This is a genomic window from Tenacibaculum sp. SZ-18 (assembly GCF_002813915.1).
Taxonomy (GTDB): domain Bacteria; phylum Bacteroidota; class Bacteroidia; order Flavobacteriales; family Flavobacteriaceae; genus Polaribacter.
Genome location: NZ_CP019335.1, coordinates 1,161,777 through 1,181,075 on the forward strand (window position 1 = coordinate 1,161,777; position 19,299 = coordinate 1,181,075).

19 protein-coding genes and 1 pseudogene are annotated in these 19,299 nt (G+C 30.1%); 3 read left to right on the forward strand and 17 right to left on the reverse strand.

What is annotated here, in order from left to right; translation table 11 throughout:
- From BTO06_RS18660 to rplS, 6 genes and pseudogenes are all read right to left on the reverse strand, one after another.
- Positions 1–534, reverse strand: a pseudogene (locus BTO06_RS18660) (hypothetical protein); the annotation flags it as partial.
- Positions 535–656: 122 nt separating this feature from the next.
- Positions 657–1,706, reverse strand: coding sequence for a D-alanine--D-alanine ligase (locus BTO06_RS05305; RefSeq protein ID WP_100924300.1), 1,050 nt, complete (start codon positions 1,704–1,706; stop codon positions 657–659).
- A gap of 3 nt (positions 1,707–1,709) precedes the next feature.
- Complete coding sequence (locus BTO06_RS05310) at positions 1,710–1,946, reverse strand: DUF6095 family protein (protein ID WP_100924301.1); 237 nt, start codon at positions 1,944–1,946, stop codon at positions 1,710–1,712.
- Positions 1,939–2,754 carry an N-acetylmuramic acid 6-phosphate etherase gene (murQ, locus tag BTO06_RS05315; RefSeq protein ID WP_100924302.1) on the reverse strand — a complete coding sequence of 272 codons (816 nt, stop codon included), beginning with the start codon at positions 2,752–2,754 and terminating at the stop codon, positions 1,939–1,941. Before murQ ends, BTO06_RS05310 begins: the two co-directional genes overlap by 8 nt.
- Positions 2,755–3,664: 910 nt before the next feature.
- A complete protein-coding gene (locus tag BTO06_RS05320) occupies positions 3,665–5,890 on the reverse strand; it encodes an NADP-dependent isocitrate dehydrogenase (RefSeq protein WP_100924303.1) in 2,226 nt (741 codons plus the stop codon).
- 171 nt (positions 5,891–6,061) lie between these two features.
- Positions 6,062–6,412: a 50S ribosomal protein L19 gene (gene rplS, locus BTO06_RS05325; RefSeq protein ID WP_100926716.1), complete on the reverse strand. Its 351-nt coding sequence runs from the start codon at positions 6,410–6,412 to the stop codon at positions 6,062–6,064.
- Between the two features lie 259 nt (positions 6,413–6,671).
- Between rplS and BTO06_RS05330 the strand changes: the two genes are divergently transcribed.
- Both BTO06_RS05330 and BTO06_RS05335 read left to right on the forward strand, forming a co-directional pair.
- Entirely contained in the window at positions 6,672–7,355 is a 684-nt protein-coding gene (locus BTO06_RS05330) for a phosphatase PAP2 family protein (protein WP_100924304.1), read from the forward strand.
- Entirely contained in the window at positions 7,355–8,854 is a 1,500-nt protein-coding gene (locus tag BTO06_RS05335) for a glycosyltransferase family 39 protein (RefSeq protein ID WP_100924305.1), read from the forward strand. Before BTO06_RS05330 ends, BTO06_RS05335 begins: the two co-directional genes overlap by 1 nt.
- On the opposite strand, the gene BTO06_RS05340 is transcribed toward BTO06_RS05335, so the two are convergent.
- The 10 genes from BTO06_RS05340 to BTO06_RS05390 all read right to left on the reverse strand — a co-directional run bounded on the left by BTO06_RS05340 (position 8,844) and on the right by BTO06_RS05390 (position 16,761).
- Positions 8,844–10,322 carry a glycosyltransferase family 39 protein gene (locus tag BTO06_RS05340; RefSeq protein ID WP_100924306.1) on the reverse strand — a complete coding sequence of 493 codons (1,479 nt, stop codon included), beginning with the start codon at positions 10,320–10,322 and terminating at the stop codon, positions 8,844–8,846. The two genes, BTO06_RS05335 and BTO06_RS05340, sit on opposite strands and share 11 nt — an antisense overlap.
- On the reverse strand, positions 10,315–10,992 hold the full coding sequence (gene trmD, locus BTO06_RS05345; RefSeq protein WP_100926717.1) for a tRNA (guanosine(37)-N1)-methyltransferase TrmD: 678 nt from the start codon (positions 10,990–10,992) through the stop codon (positions 10,315–10,317). The genes BTO06_RS05340 and trmD overlap by 8 nt, the downstream gene beginning before the upstream one ends.
- 20 nt (positions 10,993–11,012) lie before the next feature.
- Positions 11,013–11,291 (reverse strand): hypothetical protein, encoded by a 279-nt coding sequence (locus BTO06_RS05350; protein WP_100924307.1) that lies wholly within the window; start codon positions 11,289–11,291, stop codon positions 11,013–11,015.
- Positions 11,292–11,351: 60 nt separating this feature from the next.
- A complete protein-coding gene (locus BTO06_RS05355) occupies positions 11,352–11,597 on the reverse strand; it encodes a hypothetical protein (RefSeq protein WP_100924308.1) in 246 nt (81 codons plus the stop codon).
- Between the two features lie 257 nt (positions 11,598–11,854).
- The gene (locus BTO06_RS05365; protein ID WP_100924310.1) at positions 11,855–13,129 is read right to left on the reverse strand and encodes a hypothetical protein; all 1,275 of its coding nucleotides are present in this window, start codon (positions 13,127–13,129) and stop codon (positions 11,855–11,857) included.
- Positions 13,130–13,138: 9 nt separating this feature from the next.
- Positions 13,139–14,041, reverse strand: a complete 903-nt coding sequence (locus BTO06_RS05370) for an ATP-grasp domain-containing protein (RefSeq protein WP_100924311.1) — start codon at positions 14,039–14,041, stop codon at positions 13,139–13,141.
- Between the two features lie 447 nt (positions 14,042–14,488).
- Positions 14,489–15,148 carry a pyridoxamine 5'-phosphate oxidase family protein gene (locus BTO06_RS05375; RefSeq protein WP_100924312.1) on the reverse strand — a complete coding sequence of 220 codons (660 nt, stop codon included), beginning with the start codon at positions 15,146–15,148 and terminating at the stop codon, positions 14,489–14,491.
- 4 nt (positions 15,149–15,152) lie between these two features.
- Positions 15,153–15,623 carry an OsmC family protein gene (locus BTO06_RS05380; RefSeq protein WP_100924313.1) on the reverse strand — a complete coding sequence of 157 codons (471 nt, stop codon included), beginning with the start codon at positions 15,621–15,623 and terminating at the stop codon, positions 15,153–15,155.
- 1 nt (position 15,624) lies between these two features.
- Positions 15,625–16,152 (reverse strand): GNAT family N-acetyltransferase, encoded by a 528-nt coding sequence (locus BTO06_RS05385; RefSeq protein ID WP_100924314.1) that lies wholly within the window; start codon positions 16,150–16,152, stop codon positions 15,625–15,627.
- Positions 16,153–16,158: 6 nt separating this feature from the next.
- Positions 16,159–16,761, reverse strand: coding sequence for a DJ-1/PfpI family protein (locus BTO06_RS05390; RefSeq protein ID WP_100924315.1), 603 nt, complete (start codon positions 16,759–16,761; stop codon positions 16,159–16,161).
- A gap of 81 nt (positions 16,762–16,842) precedes the next feature.
- Here BTO06_RS05390 and BTO06_RS05395 point away from each other — a divergent pair, with 81 nt between their 5' ends.
- Positions 16,843–18,321, forward strand: coding sequence for an aminotransferase-like domain-containing protein (locus BTO06_RS05395; protein ID WP_100924316.1), 1,479 nt, complete (start codon positions 16,843–16,845; stop codon positions 18,319–18,321).
- On the opposite strand, the gene BTO06_RS05400 is transcribed toward BTO06_RS05395, so the two are convergent.
- Positions 18,290–19,159 (reverse strand): RluA family pseudouridine synthase, encoded by an 870-nt coding sequence (locus BTO06_RS05400; protein WP_100924317.1) that lies wholly within the window; start codon positions 19,157–19,159, stop codon positions 18,290–18,292. The two genes, BTO06_RS05395 and BTO06_RS05400, sit on opposite strands and share 32 nt — an antisense overlap.
- Positions 19,160–19,299: the final 140 nt, after the last annotated feature.

A 19,299-nucleotide genomic window follows, 5' to 3' on the forward strand; every position in this document is an offset into this window, starting at 1 on the left:
GTCAGTACCATTATTACCTGGTACACCTTGAATACCTTGTGGTCCTGTTGGTCCAGTTGCTCCTTGTGCTGCTATGTCCGAAATAGCAACCGATAGGGTACCATTTGCATCTGTAATTTCTAAATTCCCACCAACTACTCGGAAAGATAAGTTAACTTCATTTCTTGGATCCGCATCATTATCATCTATTAAAGGAGATAAATCAACAGAATTCCCATCTGATATCGTTAAAATATTTGTGTTTGGGTCGAATCCTAATTCTCGATTTCCTCCAGTTTCACAAAGACTTATCCAAGACGTTCCGTCATATTGATAAACACAACGTATTTCAGTATTGTAGACGATAGCTCCTTCAAGAGGAGTCATACTATTCATCTGAGTTGTAGTAACTCGTGTTAGAACGAAAGCTTTATCGCTACTTTCTAGTTCTAAAAGAGAACTAACATCAATTACGTTTGGATTATCTCCAACTTTTACCTGAGAATATCCCAAGAATCCGATAAAAAAGATGAGTAGGGTAATAATTTTCTTCATAAACGGGGAAATTTTACTATTATAAGTAATTAATACGTTATTACAAGGACACATACGTAAAAAATAATCACAAAATCTCAATATAATCATTTAACATTAGATTAAAGGTGAAATAACTTCTTTCATTGAAGTCTTTTTATCGACGAAATGTAATTTCTTAATTCTAACATTTCGTTAACAAAATTTATAACACTTTTGTAGGGGATATTTCTTGTTTTATGGTTTAGGGTGGAAATTTGAAACAACGATTTCCAATGACTCCTAATTTCTTTCAGGGCATGAAGATAAGTAAAATTTTCTGTATCGTATATATGAGTAGGTTCTGCGATAATTCCATTTATTTCTAAAATTTTATAGTTTATACCATTTTCAAGATCGCTAAAGTTGTTATATTTTAGATCGACTCTACCATAATACCAACCGTCGATAGCATGACTTAGTTCATTAAATGTTTTTGTTAATTTTTTTGAAATTAGATGATTTCCATTAATGAACTGTGTTCCTTTAGAGTGATTTCCAATGATACTAAGTTTCACTTTTTTATGTTTTTCAGGTATTTCATCTAACTTCTCTTTGTGAATGGATTTAAATAAATCGAAATATAGTTTGGCTCGATTATCATTTAAGATCAATTCCTTCAATGGAGTTTTACCATCTCCGATAACAAATAAAAATTTTTTCAATGTTACTGAACTTATTCTACCTTCATTTTCATTTGGATTTCTATGATAAAAAACACCGCATTCATTCTCATAATCCAAGAATTCTTGAATGATAATGTCAATGGGGTATGAAATAACGTATTTTTTTAGAGCCTCGTTAGAATCAATTTTTTTAACTAATAATCCTCGAAACCCAATATCGGGTTTCACTATAAATGGAAATTCAATTTTCGCCTCCTTAATTCTTTTTATGATATCCGAAATATCAGAGTTTGCTTTAACTAAAATTGATTTAGGTCTAAATTTCTCTGGAACTAATTGAATGGTTTCATATTTACTTTCAGTTCCATTACCAGAGCTCTTAATTGCTGGATTTGCTGCACTGAAGAAAGTTGCATGCTTTGCTTTAAAAGCTAAATAAAAAGCATAAGGTAAATTTGGAATATAGAACATTGATGTTGGCCAATATTCCCATTTTAGATATTTTTCTATGTTAATTTTCGTAGACAAAATTTATTTTTCAAATAAATAATTTAATAAAGTTTTAAAGGATTTAAAACCAAAATAGACCGTAAATAAAACTAGAAATATTGAAATTCCTAAAACAATGTAAGCAATTAAAATTTTCGGCATTTCTTTAAAAGTTCTAAGCATTCTAAAAGATAGACTTAACAATAACGGAGAAACCATTAATAATAATAATAGAATTAGAAAATTTTTAATTGGTTTATCGTAGGCTTTTTCACTCATTTGCGAAGTTTTTAATTACGTCTCTTACACTTCCGTATTTTTTTAGTAAAACTTTTGCAGTTGCTTGATCTAAATTTAATTCAGAAACCAACATTTTTTCACCACGCTCTACCAATTTATTATTTGATAGTTGCATATCTATCATTTTGTTTCCTTTAATTTTACCTAGTTGAATCATTGCAGCCGTTGAAATCATATTTAGGACTAATTTTTGGGCTGTTCCAGCTTTCATTCTAGAGCTTCCAGTAACAAATTCTGGTCCGACTACCACAGAAATAGGGAATTTAGCTGTAAGTTCTAGTGGACTTTTTGCGTTGCAGGTTATACATCCTGTAATAATGTTGTTTTCATTACATTTTCTTAAGGCATTAATTACGTAAGGTGTTGTTCCTGATGCTGCAATCCCAATTACTATATCTTTTTTATTTATATCATAAGCTTGTAAATCTTTCCAACCCTGATCTTCAGAATCTTCAGCAAATTCTATGGCTTTTCGAATTGCTTTATCTCCACCAGCAATCAATCCAATCACAACATCATGTGAAACTCCAAAAGTAGGAGGACATTCTGAAGCGTCAACAATACCTAATCTACCACTAGTTCCAGCACCCATGTAAAATAATCTACCACCATTTTTAAGCTTTTGAACTATTATATAAACAAGTTTTTCTATTTGTGGAATTGCCTTTTCTACAGCGAGAGGAACCGTTTGATCTTCTCGATTTATGTTAATTAACAATTGATTAATTGACATTTTTTCGAGATTATTATAATTTGAGTCCTGTTCTGTGGTTTTGATAAAATCCATGCCTCAAAGTTACAATTATTTATGGTTTATTAATTGAAAAATCTACATTTTAGTATCATAGAGTTAAACCAAAAATAACCAAAGTAACTTATAATTTAATTTGTTTATTATCATTTTTTTATGATTATATAGATCCCGGTTTTGTAGATTTTAGAATTAAATTATTGGGAGCTCTTGCTAGTTTATTTATTGTTTATGTCTTGTTGAAATGATTACAAGAGGAGTATCAACAGTAATAAGTTTTGTTTAAAGATTTTTTGTTAATTACAATTGCTGGTTTTACAGGAGTTTCTGATTCTCCTTTAGATGTGATTCTTTAAGCTCTTGTATTTGCAAGAAATAAATATTTTTAATGAATTAAAAGGATATAAGGGATTAGTAGTGATGTTGTCAACTTTTGGATATTTGCAGGGAAGGATTTGATAAAGACAAATCCTACTTTTGTTTATACAAGAGAGATTTTTGAGTTAGAAGTATAATTTTAAATTATTCAAAATTGATTCAATTAAAGAAAGTTAAATTATAAATTTTAATAAAATCGCTAATCTAACATCTATTGATTCTATCATGGTAAATATGTCTTTTGAAGTTAGATATGATTTAGATGTTGAAAAAGTAAAAGAAATTTTTATGAACATGTTTAAGAGTGTTACTCTTAGGTTAGAAAGAGTGAAAAAAAATCAGAGTGTTCTGCTAACAGTTTAGTGTTAAGTTGTGTTAAGTTATTATTGTTACCATATGTTAGTTGTGAAGATGATATAATTTTTTTGTTTACTAAAAATAATTAATGCACTTTGAAATGCGCGTTTTGAACTATTATTTAAATAGGAAACTCCAAACATGTCAAAATAAACTGAAATAAAAAAGCTGGTAAATTTTACCAGCTTCCATTGTTGTTTAAAATGATATTTTAAACCTCTGCTAAAATAGCATTTAAAGTATCATTTGGTCTCATAAAGTTGTCAGCTAATTTATCATTAGGAAGGTAATATCCACCAATTTCAATTGCTTTTCTTTGAATTTTATTTAATTCATTAACAATTTTTTCTTCATAAGTTTCCATTGATTTGGCTACTGAAGAAAATTGATTTTTTAATTCAATATTTTTATTTTGATTAGATAATTCTTTTGCCCAATACATTGCTAAATAAAAGTGACTTCCTCTGTTGTCTAACTCTCCGGCCTTTCTAGAAGGAGATTTTTTATTATCTAATAAATTTTCAATTGCATTATCTAAAGTTTCAGCTAAAACTAAGGCTTTATCATTCTTAGTTGTATCGCCTAAGTGTTCCAATGAAACAGCTAAAGCTAAAAACTCTCCTAATGAATCCCAGCGTAAGTGGTTTTCTTCAATGAATTGTTGAACGTGTTTTGGAGCAGATCCACCAGCACCAGTTTCAAATAAACCACCACCGTTCATTAAAGGAACGATTGATAACATTTTAGCTGAAGTTCCCAACTCTAAAATAGGGAATAGATCAGTTAAATAATCACGTAATACGTTTCCTGTAACAGATATTGTATCTTGACCAGCTTTAACTCTTTCCAATGTATATTCTGTGGCTTCAGAAACAGATTTAATTAAAATCTCTAAATTATCAGTATCCTGATTTGACAAATAATCATTTACCTTTTTAATTAATTCAGCGTCGTGTGCTCTGTTTTTATCTAACCAGAAAACCGCCGGAACTTGCATTGCTCTCGCTCTAGTCACTGCTAATTTAACCCAATCACGAACAGGAGCATCTTTTGTTTGACACATCCTCCAAATATCTCCTTGTTCAACAAAATGTTCAATTAAAGTATTTCCTTCACTATCAATTACAGAAACTTTACCAGCTGCTGTAATTTCGAACGTTTTATCATGAGATCCATATTCTTCAGCTTTCTTAGCCATTAAACCTACGTTAGGAACAGTTCCCATCTTTGTAGGATCAAAGGCACCATTCTTTTTACAAAATTCAATAGTAGCTTGGTATAAAGAAGCATAAGAACTATCTGGAATCGTAACTTTCGTATCTTGTAGTTTTCCTTCTTTGTTCCACATTTGTCCTGATGTACGAATCATTGCAGGAACAGATGCATCAATAATAATATCCGATGGCACGTGTAAGTTTGTAATCCCTTTATCTGAATTCACCATTGCTAGATCAGGATTATTTGCGTAAACGGTAGCTATATCAGCTAAAATTTCAGCTTTCTTTTCAGCAGAAAGTTCTTCCAAATTGCTTAATAAATTTCCAAAACCATCATTAACATCAACTCCAATTTCTTGGAACGTAGCGCTATGCTTATCAAACAATTCTTTGAAGAAAACACGAACGGCATGACCAAAAATAATTGGATCAGATACTTTCATCATAGTGGCTTTCATATGTAATGAAAACAATATGCCTTTATCTTTAGCATCTTTAATTTGTTCGTCTAAGAACTTTAATAATGCTTTTTTGTTCATGACAGAAGCATCAATGATTTCTTCTGCTAATAATTTTATATTGGCCTTTAAAACTGTTTCGCTTCCGTTCGTATTAGTATGAACGATTTTTATGTGAGTTGCACTTGGGACGGTAACAGATTTTTCATTATGAGCAAAATCTCCTTCACTCATGGTAGCGACGTGAGTTTTAGAGTCAGAACTCCAACTTCCCATTGAATGAGGATTCTTTTTTGCGTAATTTTTTACGGCTTTAGGAGCACGACGATCTGAATTTCCTTCACGTAAAACAGGATTTACTGCAGAACCTTTAACCTTATTATATAGAGCTAAAACTGCTTTATCTTCATCTGTTTCTGGTTCTTCTGGATAATCGGGAATATTGTAACCTAAAGCTTGCAATTCTTTTACAGCTGCTTTTAACTGAGGAACAGAAGCACTAATATTTGGAAGTTTAATAATGTTTGCCTCAGGTTTTGTAGCTAAATCACCTAAAAAGGCTAATGCATCTTCAACTTTTTGATCTTCGGTTAAATAATCAGAAAAGTTTGCCAGAATTCTTCCAGCTAATGAAATATCTTTAGTTACAATTTCTATGTTAGATGATTTTGTATATGCTTTTACGATCGGCAAAAACGAACGAGTAGCTAACGCTGGAGCCTCATCTGTTTTTGTGTACATAATTTTTGCAGTTGTACTCATATATTAACTAGTTATTTTGTTTGAAGTGGTGCAAATTTACGTATTACAAATGGTTTATTAAATATTAAATTTTTATTAAAATATGTGATTTATTGAAGATTTTTGAATTTTTTCAGAGCAAAAAAAAACGATGTTAATTTAACATCGTTTTTACATATTCTGTACAAAGAATTAATTTCTTCTTTCTTTGATTCTTGCTTTCTTACCTGTAAGTCCTCTAAAGTAGAAAATTCTAGCTCTACGTACTTTACCTTTTTTGTTTATTTCAATTTTTTGAATTGATGGTAAGTTGATAGGGAAGATACGCTCTACACCAACAGTACCTGACATCTTTCTAATAGTAAAAGTTTCAGAAGATCCGTTACCTCTTTTTTGAATTACAACTCCTCTAAAAAACTGTGTACGAGTCTTGTTTCCTTCTTTAATTTCGTAGTATACAGTAATTGTATCTCCTGCTGCGAATTCTGGTAAATCGTTTTTTGTTACGAATTCGTCTTGAACAAATTTAATTAAATCCATTATTTCAAAAATCTTTGAGATTTTACAAAGCAACATTCACGATTTTCGTCAGAGGTTGATTTTGCGTGTGCAAATATAGTATGTTTTTCTAAAATGGAAAATAAAATATTCAATTAAATTTATGTAAATAATTCAGAAAAACAGTTTACTAAATTATTGATTAATAGTTAATAACTGTAATCATCGATAAAGATTCCTTAAAACCTAGTTAAGGCTAAGGATATATGTTGAAAATATATTTCAATGCTAAACAAAACTATCGATGGATAACGTTATAAAAACTACGCAAAAACCTTTACAACTTTGGTTAGAAAAGATATTTAGAACAATTAATTCACATATTAAAGTGATACGATTGGAAGTTTTTATGACCTATTTACTCTTTTTTATTTTGTCTCTTTTACTCGTTAGTATTTATAATAAATCTGATTTACACTTAACACTAAATAAATATCACACAGGTTTCTTTGATTGGTTTTTTAAATATTCGACACATTTGGGAGATGGAGCGATGTTTGGAGTTTTGGTTGTAATTTTCTTTTTCATCAATAAAAGAATGTCTTTAGTATTTGGAATAGGAGGAATATTAACATTACTGGTAACTCATTTTTTTAAGAAAATCATGTTTAAAGGAATCCCTAGGCCAGCGGAGTTCTTAGGAGTAGAAAATTTACATATTATAGATGGAGTAAAAATGGCTTTTTGGAATTCTTTTCCGTCAGGACATACCATGACGGCATTTGTAATTTTTACAATTTTATGTATTTACTTCCGAAGATGTGTTTCACAATATCTTTGGATAACCCTAGCAATGATTGCTGGATTGTCTCGAGTGTATTTATCTCAGCATTTTCTTCTTGATATTTTCGTCGGATCAATTTTAGGAATTGTCATTGCTTTTATAAGCATGAGTTTATTCTTCCCTGAAAGAAAACGAGTTCATTAATGAATATTTCTTATAAACAAAAAGTATTAGTCTTAATACTTATTAGTGTTCTGTTGCGATTATTTTTAGCGGGAGTATTAGAGTTTGGAAATGATGAAGTATATTATTGGTTATACGCTAAATATCCAGATGTCAGTCACTTTGATCATCCACCAATGGTAGGTTTTTTTATCCAATTTTTTACAGGAAACCTTTATTTTGATTCTGAATTGGCAATTCGGTTAGCAGCCATCATTCCTTCTGGACTAAGTATGTATGTCGTTTTCTTAATTGGTTCTTATCTTAAAGATTCTCGAACAGGATTTATTGCTTGTTTACTTTATTGTATAAGTATTTATGGATTTATTATCTCGGGAATTTTAATTTTACCAGATTCACCTTTAGTACTTTTTTGGTTGTTAAGTTATTACTTTTTCATACAAACAATTCCGAATACACCTGAAAAAAAGTACCATGTCAAGTTATTATTAGGTTTTTTGTTTTCTGGACTTGCAATTTATTCGAAATATCAAGGCGTTTATGTATTGTTTGGGGTTTGTATTTATGTTTTATTTAGTAATCGAAAGTGGCTAAAAAATGCATTCTTTTATTTAGGATTCATTTTTCCTTTGACAGCAATTGCTTTAGTTTTTTATTGGAATTATACAAACGACTTTGTTAGTTACAAGTTTCATGGTAATCGTGTTTCGTTTTTTAGTTCACAATTCAATAAGAATTCATTTATTCGAGAAATACTTGGACAATTTATTTATAACAATCCATATATCGTTATCACATTAGTTTTATTGTTAATTGCTATTTGGAAGAAAAAGTTTCATTTCAGTAAAAACTACATAGCATTCTTTTTTTATTGTTCGTTTCCATTGATTTTAACTACTATTTATTTATCAATATCCAGAAATACATTACCACATTGGTCTGGAGTGAGTTATTTAACATTCTTGCCTTTGATAGCGACATTTCTTTCTGAAAGAAAGAAGAATATTACAAAGAGATTAAGTATTGGGATTGTAGTGTTTTCTGTACTAATGATAACGACAACTTTTGTGATAAATAATGGATTATTTTTACCAGAAGAGAATTCAGTTCAAAAAGAAAAACTGGGAAGAAAAGATGCTTTGTTAGATATGTATGGTTGGGAACAAGCATCAGAAAAAATTACTCAAGTTTTTAAAGAGGAATATGTTTCAGATTTACCAATAATCTCAAATCGATGGTATCCTGCAGCACATATAGATTACTATATAGCGAGACCAAATGATATGAAAGTGTATGGTATTGGTAATTTAAATGAAATTCATAAATATTATTGGATTAATCAAACATATTCTGAGTTAGGTGATGAAGTTTTATATATAACAGATAGTCGGAATTTTAAAAATCCAGAAACCTTATTTGAACATAGTTACAGTAAAATCAATTTACTTAGGACATTACCAATTGAAAGAAGTGGAGTAGTGGTTAAGTATGTTTTTCTTTATAAACTGTCTAAGGTTTAGCTTTATAGTTTTCGCAAAAATAAACCCAAAACTTTCTAACTTTTCGTCCGTTTTTAGAAATAATTATTGGCTCAAGTTCAGTGCATCTTTCAAAATAAGGATTTACTAGAGGGGAAATGTGGCCTCTTTTATCGTCGTTTTTAAAACGTTTATCAGAATCTACAAAAATTGCATTTTTACCATTTAAGATTTTAAAATCATCTCCCAAATAATTATAATGCAAAGCGTGTAAACCAATTATATTTCTTGCGTAAATTTTATCTTCCATAAAAAAATTGAGTGCTGAAGTGGTTTTATAACCATCATCTGCAAAAACAAAAGTATTAGGATGAGCTTCTTGTATTAGTTCGATTTCTTTTGCTAATTCTCTCCATCCCACCCAGGTATCATCACTTTTTACAGGGATTACGTAAAATAAAATTTCAACACATACAATTAAGTGAATTACAATTGAAAATATGACTTGGCGATTCACCCATTTATCAGAAATGAAGATACTTGCAATAATAATTCCTGTTATATAGGAGGGCATTAACCAATTTAATTTTACCCAGTAAATTGGAGTTAATGACAAAAAACCTAAAAATGTAGGGATAAAAAATGCTAACAGAAATAAAATCTTGCTACCAGGTAACTTAAACTTTGTTAAAAATCGTTTTATGTATTTGTGCGTAAATATGAGAAATGCGCTGAATAATATTGGAAGTAATAGTAATAATTGGTGACCTAATGCTCCAAAGAAATTTTTGGGTTTGAAGTTTAATTCTGACATACTAGAAGCTCTTTCTGAAGACTGAAAAAGGAAAGAGGCAAATTCGTTTTCATAATTCCAATACCAAACAGGATATGTTACAAGTGCAGCAATAATTAATGATAAAAATAGCCAGGGAGAAACTAATAATTTTCTTTTTTCAGAGGAAAAAATTAAAAATAAAATTAATCCAAATGGTAGTAATACAGCGGTGTATTTACTATCAAAAGCTAATCCCATTGTTACACCTGCATAAATCCAAGATGCTTTTTTATTTTCAAAAATAGCTCTATAAAGGAAAAGAACACTTAAAGTCCAAAATAACAATAGAGGAACATCTGGTGTTGAATTAAATGAAAGAATAGAAATAAAGAATGTTGAAGCTATCAATATCGCAGCCCGATTTAATTTATTCTTTGATAAGAAACATTCGGCAAGTTTATAAAAACTTAGTAATGTTAATGAAGTAATTATAAAATCTGCAAGTTTTACTACGAAAACAGTTTTTCCGAATGTAAGCGTGAAAATTCGCAATAGATAACCGATCATTCCAGGATGATCGAAGTAAGACCAAGAAAAGTTTTCACCATAAAAATGGTAGTAAGCATCCTGAGGCATTAATCCCATGAAAGGTAAAAGTATAAAGCGAAATAATTGAAAACCTAAAACAATACTTAAAGCTGGATACTTTCTAATAAGATTTATAATTCTATTCATCTAAAAGATCGGGTCTAATTTTTCTGGTTCTTTCATATGCTTGTTCTGAGCGCCATTCTTCAATTTTTGGAAAATTTCCTGATAACAAAACATCAGGAACTTTCATGCCTTCATATTCTGAAGGTCTTGTGTAAACAGGTGGGGATAAAAGATTATCCTGAAAAGAGTCTGTTAAAGCGGAGGTTTCATCACCTAAAACCCCAGGAATTAATCGAATTACCGCATCGCATAAAACTGCTGCAGCCAATTCACCTCCCGTTAAAACATAGTCTCCAATTGATATTTCTTTGGTAATATATTTGTCTCTCACACGTTGATCAACTCCTTTGTAGTGACCGGTAAGAATGATCATATTTTCTTTTAAAGAAAGAGTGTTTGCAGTAGCTTGATTTAAAGTTGGCGCATCTGGTGTCATGTAGATAATTTCATCATAACTTCTTTTAGCTAATAATCCTTCAATACAATTTGCAATAGGTTCTATCATTAAAACCATTCCAGCACCACCACCAAATTGATAATCATCTATTTGACGATAATTTCCTTGTCCGAATTCTCTTAAGTTGTGGAAGTGTACCTCAGCTAAACCTTTATCAATTGCTCTTTTCATCATCGAGTTCTGAAAAGGACTTTTAATTAAATCTGGTTCAACAGTAATTATATCTACACGCATTTTGTAAAAGTACTTGTTTTTTAAAAATATAAGCAACCGCTTAAAAACGCAATAATAATAAACAATAATGAACATCCAGAATTTAATTCTTTCTTTTTTAATTCAGGGTTTGGATTTACAGTTTTAATTAAACTGAAATCATTCTGGTTTATTAGAGTTTCAACAAACTGTTTATCTCTGATATTTAAAGGCTCATATTCATGTCCAACTGCAAAGCCTAATTTGAAATTTTGAGCATTGTTTTCAAATGCAGCATAAACATTATCTCCATCTTCGTCTAATTCAGAAACAAATAACATGATTCTTTCGTTAATATGTTTGGAAGGGACTTCGTCATTTTCGTTAATTGTCCAGTATCCTTATACTTCATTTTGAAGCGCATGATTTTCTCCCCAGGCTAAATAGTTTACAAAATATTTAAATCTTTCAAAATCGGGTATCTGTGAGAAGTTTATGATGTAAAAATCAGTTTCTTTTTTAGAAGCATAGATTTCAATGCCTGATGTATATTCTACATCGTAGTATAAATCTGCCATTTCTTGAATTATCTTTTCAAGCTCTATTCCTTCTTTCCTCGGAAAAATGATGTACTTTTCTAAATTCATATTTTTTATTTTTGCGGAAGTTATGAAAAGAATTACTGAGTTTTTAAAATATGGTGCGGGTAAACTGTATTCTTACATTAATAGATTTATTGATTTTTATAAAATCTGGCTTTTTGGAACGATTATAATTTGGGTGAGTATTGAAATACTTTCAGTGCTCCTGACTTTTTTATTTCATATCTTAAAATAGTTCTCATTAAAAAAGCTCATAATAAAAATTAAGAGCTTCTTTATGTTTTTGTTATGTAGTTCTAAAACTAGTTGGCTTTTACATCTCCCATACTTAATTCACCATTATTACCAAATCGATGTATTTTAGGAAGTAACGTTCCGCTTTCTGTAGTAATCCAACCTTCCCAAGTGGATGGAACTCCTTCCATTTTCATACTTGGAACATACATTTTATAACTTTTAGGAACATAATTCTCATCTAATATCCATAAATAAGAGTCTCCAGGTGTTGTTCCTCCAGTCGTGTATTTTACTAACAAGGCTTCCTGACCATCAATTTCCTTCACAGAACGTAGAATTCCTGGTTCAAAAAGTTTGTGAGGCGCAACTAACCAAAAACTATCATTATTGAAGTAAGCTTCTGCTTTTTTAATAATATCTTCATTTTTAGTTTCACTCAAATTATCGTTAAAATAAATTGTACTTTTTTCTAAACTGTTTGGATGCAAAACAACTTTCGTGGTATCCCATTTTACCTCAACAATATGATCTTTCTTGTTCCATTTGTAAGATCTTCTCCCTCCAAAACTCCATTCAATATTTTCTGTTGTTTTATAGGCATCGTGTTTAATAGCCTTCAAAATTTTATTTGCCAAAGCATCTGCTTTTGGGGTAGAAGCTTTTGGATTTCCCATATCAATTGATAAATCGAATAAGTTTGCAGTATGCCTTGTAGGAAGTTTAAAACCAGCTTCAGTATCTTTCCAGTCACTCCAAGTTGCTTCAACACCACCAATTGGAATAATTTTTGTCCACATTTTATAAGAAGTAGGGAAGTAGTTCTCATTTAACATCCATAAGTAAGAATCTCCAGGTGTTGTACCACCAGATGTGTATGTTACCATTAATGCATCTTTATTGTTTACTTTCACAATACTTCTTTCAACTCCATTGTCCATTATTTTATGTGGAGCAATTAACCAGAAACTATCATTATTAAAATAGGCTTGAGCTTTTGTGATCAATTCATTGTTAGTCACCTTTTGTCCCTTCACATAAACTTCACTTTGTTCTGGAAAATTGGTGTTTAATATAACTTTATTTTCATTCCAAGAAACCTCTACTTTTCCTTGTTGTTTGTACCATTTGTAAGAGTTAGTACCTCTGAATGACCATTCTAACAACTCTGCATTTTCAAATGCTTCATGATTGATCGCACTTAGCATTTTTTGTGCAAGTTCTTCGGCTTTTTCACCTTTATTTCCCGTAGGTAAAGCTTCATTTTTAGAAAAGAAGATTACCAGAAAAGTGATAACTAGTAATACAACTAGAACTCCTATTATTTTGAAAAATTTTCTCATATTTTTAATTTAATTAAGGATTAATTGTTTTATTCCTTTTGAAAGTTTTGATGCAGCTTCAGGATAATTTCTAAACCAAAGTTCTGGTTCGATTAATTCTAATTCTGCTATGGCTAATTTATTATTATTATCAGTAAAAATATCAACTCTTGCATACATTGGTTTTTCTAAACAAGCATTTATAGCTTTTTCTGCAAAGGCAATTTCTTCATCTGTTGGTTTATAATCATGTACTGTTCCTCCAAAATCGTCTTGAACTCTAAAGTCACCTGGTTTAGCAACTTTTAAAACAGCATGAGTAAACTCACCATTCATGATCATTAATGAAATTTCTCCTTTTTCTACTATATTGTATTGAAATGGTTGTAGGATATAAGCTTCCTTTGTTATTAATTCTTTAAATAATGCTTCGTGTTCTTGAAGATTTTCTGGTGTGATTTTATAAGTATGTCTTCCGCCACCAGAAATATAAGGTTTTAAAACAAAGTTTGTTAAATTGTATTTTTCAGATGATTCTTCCAAACTGGTATTTTCTCCTTTTTCTACAAAATACGATTCACAAATATGAACTCCATCATTTTGTAAATCGAGTAAATAATGTTTGTCTAAATTCCAACGAATAATAGCTTCAGAGTTAATCAAAGTAGTCAATTTTCTCACTTTTTCTAACCAAGTTGAAAACTCTTCAAAACGATCGAAGTAATCCCAAGTAGTTCTAAACAAAATATATTTTGTAGAACTCCAATCAAAATCGCAATCATCCCAAGATAAACGTATAACCTTTAGGCCGTCTTTCTCTAGACCTTTTTTTACTAAATCATCTTCTAATAAGACATTTGAAATGTAATTATCAATTTTGGTTGGATTTACATATCTTCTTTCTGTAAGAATAACAACATCGTATTTTTTCATAATGTAAATCTACTTAATTTCGTAGAAGGAATAATGATAAATTAACTTATTTTACAATTGTAGTTTTAGCTTTATTTACGGTTAGAAGTATTATTGTTTCAAAGCTTATAAATGAAGAAAAAAGAGAGCTAGCAGAAGGACTTTCTAGAATAATTGTTTATGCACTTGTCATCATTGCTATGATACTCATTTATTATACAAATCTATTTAGTTAGTTTTTAATAAACTAGGTGCTTTTTTATATCTCTTTATACTGTGTTTAGCCCAGTATTATACTATGTTTATAAATGTTATTTGTAGTAATTAAGTAACAATTTATTTACATTAGAAAACAGTCAATAAAATACATTTGCCACAGTAAATAATTTGAGTTAATAACTCCCCTAATGATCAAAAAGACGACATCTATTTTAGAGTCGTCTTTTTTGTTTTATTTATGTGAAAGATTTATTTAAATCTGTTGTAATGAACTTGAATATGTTCAGGAACATCTATAGTTAAAGGATAACCTTTATCTGGAATAGGTTGTTCTAACTTTTGTTTTACAGGAATAATTCCTGCCCAATGTGGTAATTTATAATCCTCTGGTTCATCATTTACGCCTTCAGCTCTAATTTTGGCAGAAGCTGAGGTAATTGTGAACTCGACAACCATTGTTCTGTCCAGTTCTTTTTGATGCATTGGACGCAGTGTATCCCAATGATTTGAAATCATCTGATTAACAATGTTTTTCAAAATGCTAGTTTTGTTACTATTGTTTTTTATTTCTTTTAAATCACCAAACAATGTAACAGAACGATAATTAACTGAGTGATGTAGTCCGGAACGAGCAACCACTAATCCATCTAAATGCATCACATTAATAGATGTTTTACTAGATTCTAAAATAGCCTTAAGCATTCTGTTTGCGGTTGATCCATGTAAATAAATTTTATCATCTTTTCTCGCGTAAGCCATAGGAATACTTATGGGATAACCATCGTAAATGTAACCAACTTGAGCTATAAATCCCGCATCAAGAATTTCGTTTATTTTTTTTTCATCATAAATAGCTCTTTTTGCACCTCTCTTAACTCTGTTTAGTTTTGTTTTTTCGAATTCTACCATTTTTTTAATTTGAAATTGTTATCGGATTATGTTCAATTTTGAAATTACATGAGTTCGCTATAAAACACATTTTATTGGCCTCTTTATGTAATTCATTTGCCAAATCTATTTTAGAGGCTTCCGTAATAGTAACTATTGGATTTAAAGTAACGTTTGTGCATTTTCCGCTTCCATCTTTTGCTTCTTCCATTATTCCGATTACATTATCAATATATTTCGTTACGATGATCCCATTTACAGAACATAAATGCAAATACCAAAGCATATGACAAGAAGATAAGGAAGAAATGAAAAGATCTTCCGGATTATATCTTGTTTTATCTCCTAAGAATGAAGGATCACTCGATCCTTTTATAGCATCATACTTTTCAACAATTTCAATATGATGATTTCTATTGTATTCGTTATATTTTGAGGTTCCTGAACCTTCATTGCCTGTCCAAGTAATTTGCGCTTTATAGTTGTGCTTTTTCATGTTATAATTTTTTAGCTAGAATTGGATTTTCATATCCTTTTTTACCAATTTGAAATGAAATACTTCCAACTGTCTCAAAATTATTTTTTTGATAGAATTTAATTGCTTTTATATTCTTAATGTAAACAGATAACCAGATTATATCGAAATCAAGTTCTTTAGCTTTATCTACTGTTTTATTTAATAAGTCTATTCCGAACTTTTGTGAAATAAATTCTTCCAGAACATAAATTCTTTCTAATCGACAGATATTATGATTGTAAATAAATTCAGAAGTAGCGTTTTTAACTAACTTAGCATAACCAACTGGAAAATTATTCTTGTAGATAATAAAGTAAATGTTGTTATCATCACTTAATTCTTTGGCTGTAGTTTCAAATGAAAATGCTCGATCTAAATAAGCATCTAAATTTGTTTTATCCTCAATATAACCTCCATGTGATTCTCTAAATGTAATTCGACCAAGTAAAGCTAATAAGGAAGTATCTTTTGATGTAGCTAATCTTATATCCTTAGTAATAGTTTCCATTTAATTTTATGAATTATACACTTCTTTGTTAATTGGATATTCCATGTATTTAGCCGTATTTTCTATAGTTTCCTTTCCATGTAATTTGAAAATAATATGAAAGGACAAATCAATTCCTGCGGAAATTCCACCAGATGTATAAGTCTTTTCATTAGCTTTTGTGAATCGCTTGTCTTTAATTGGAATTCCAGACGGAACTAACCTTTTCATATCGTCGTAAACCTGATGATGGGTACAATATGGATTGTTGTTTAATTCACCTATTAATGCAAGAAATCGAGAACCAGAGCAAATACTCATTGTAATTTCAGTTTCTTTATGTTGTTTAGTAATCCAATTAATTACTTCTTCATCTTTAATTACTTGATTGGTTCCATCTCCACCTGCTAAAATTAAAATGTCAACTTTAGGACAATCGTTAAAGTCGTACTTAGGATTTACTGATAATCCATTTACCGCTGTGATTTCCTTTTTTGCTTTAGCAATTGTAAATACATCAAATAATTCGAAATTATTTAATTCAGAAGTTACAGAGAATACTTCGAAAGGCCCCGCAAAATCCAATACTTCTGCGTTGTCAAAAATAAAAATACCGACGTTTTTCTTCATGTTGTGTGTGTTAGTCGTATCAAAAATAATATATTTATGGTGTATTAGTTTAGTCCAGAATAGATTTAATTAGTAGTCCAGATGTTTCCTTATAAAACAAGTTTAGAAATTGATAGAAAGAGCAAAGAACCTTTGTTTTTACAATTAACAAATCAATTAATTAATTTAATCAAAGAAGGAAAAATTCCGTCAGGAACGAAACTAATTGCAACAAGAGGATTGTCAGAATTACTGGGTGTACATCGAAAAACAGTAGTAGCATGTTATGAGGAGTTGATACTTCAGGGGTGGGTAGAAAGTATACCTAAAAAAGGAACTTTTGTTAATCGTAACTTACCAGATATTTTACCACTAGATTTTAATAATAGAACAATTATTGAGAATAAATTGGGGTTTACTTTTTATAAAAATCCTGCTCTTAAAAGAATTTCTATTAATAATGAAGTTGAGGTTATGTACATTAACGATGGAATATCGGATACACGATTAACTCCTGTAAAAGAGATTGCTAAAACATATCGAAGAATTGTTGATCGTACATCTATTTTCCCTCATTTATCTTATGGTTCAACATACGGGAATATAAAATTACGTAAAGTTCTAGCGAATTATTTGAATTCTACTCGTGGTTTGAGTGTTACCAAAGACAATATTTTAATTACAAGAGGAAGTCAAAACGGAATTTATTTGAGTACTCAATTGCTATTGAAAGAAGGTGATGTAATTGTGGTTGGAAAAACAAATTATATTTCTGCTGACTTAACTTTTTTCAATGCAAAAGCTGTTATAAAAAGAGTAGCGGTTGATGATTGTGGTTTGGTTACGGATGCTTTAGAGCGTTTATGTAAGAAAGGATCGGTTAAGGCAGTATACGTTACTTCACATCACCATCATCCAACTACTGTTACAATGTCTGCCGAAAGAAGAATTCATTTGTTAAACCTTGCTAAGGAATATGGATTTGCGGTTTTAGAAGATGATTACGATTATGATTTTAATTATAATCATGCACCGATTTTACCACTGGCAAGTCATGATGCTATTGGAAATGTTGTTTATATCGGTTCCGTTTGTAAAACGGTTGCACCAGTTTTCAGAGTTGGATATTTAGTGGCTCCAAAGTCCTTTATCGATGAAGCGGCTAATTTAAGACGAATTGTAGATAGACAAGGAGATGCTTTATTAGAATTAACCTTTGCTGATTTCATTCAGTCGGGAGAACTGGATAGTCATATCCGTAAAGTTTTAAAGGTATATAAAAGTCGCAGAGATTTATTTTGTAAGCTTTTATCAGATAAATTAAAGAACTATTTTGAGTTTGAAATCCCCAAAGGAGGAATGGCTGTTTGGTTACATTTAAAAGAACCATATAAATGGGAAACTGTTTCTAAAACAGCAAGAAAATATAACCTTGAAATCGGAGATTATCGACGTTATGACTACTCTAATACAAATCACAATTGTATTCGTGTAGGATTCGCGAGCTTTAATGAATTCGAAATAAAAGAGCTTATTTCGAAATTAAAACTTACAATGAAAAATTTGGAAAAAGACGTTTAAACTTTTTAGGTAATTCTTTAGTGAATTTCATTTCTTCCTTAGTTGAAGGGTGTATAAACTTTATAGATGTTGCATGTAAATACAACCCATTTCCATAAGAAATAAGATTTTTAATATAATAATCCTTATCACCTAAAATCGGGCTTCCAATTCCGTATAAATGTTTCCTTAATTGGTGACGTCTTCCCGTTTTAGGATTAAGTTCTACTAAATTTAGGAATTCATATTTTTCCGATGGAATACTTTGTAAAACTTTAAATTCAGATTTCGATTCTTTTTCATCTACTGGAATATCTATGAGGCCAGAATCATTCATTTGACCGATAGTTATGGCATGATAGGTTTTCGAAATATTTTTTTCCTCAAATAATTTAGATAAATAGTGTGATGCTTCATTTGTTTTGCTGATGAGTAGTAAACCACTTGTTGGATAATCTAATCGATGTACAGCTCTTGGTATTACGGCGTCTTTTAAAGAACTAACCTTAAGATTTTGTTCTAAAGCGTTATTAATAGTAGCAAAAGAATTTCCACTTACTACAATACCTGAAGGTTTAGAAATTACAGCTAAAAAATCATCCTCATAAATTACCTCTAAAGGAAAAATAAATTGCTTATCAGAAACTTTGGTTTCTTCTTGATACAATTCAATAGTTTCTCCACCTCTTATATATAATGCTGTTGAAGCAATTTTCCCATTGACCTTTACTAATCCTTTTTTTATTGCTTTTTTTATTCCAGATTTTGTTGGATTTGTACAGAAAATACCAACGGCGTATTCTTGCAGTCTAATAGGTTTTTCTTGAAGTGGTGATATGTGTTTTTCCTTTAGTTTCACAGGTTATTTTGATATGAAGCAAAAATACTTAAAAGTAATTTAGTAGAAGAAAAATTAAATCGAGACAATTCCGTACTAAAATAGTATGCTTTTATGCTTATTCATTTTACGGTTATAGATTTTTTAAAATCTCATATTGT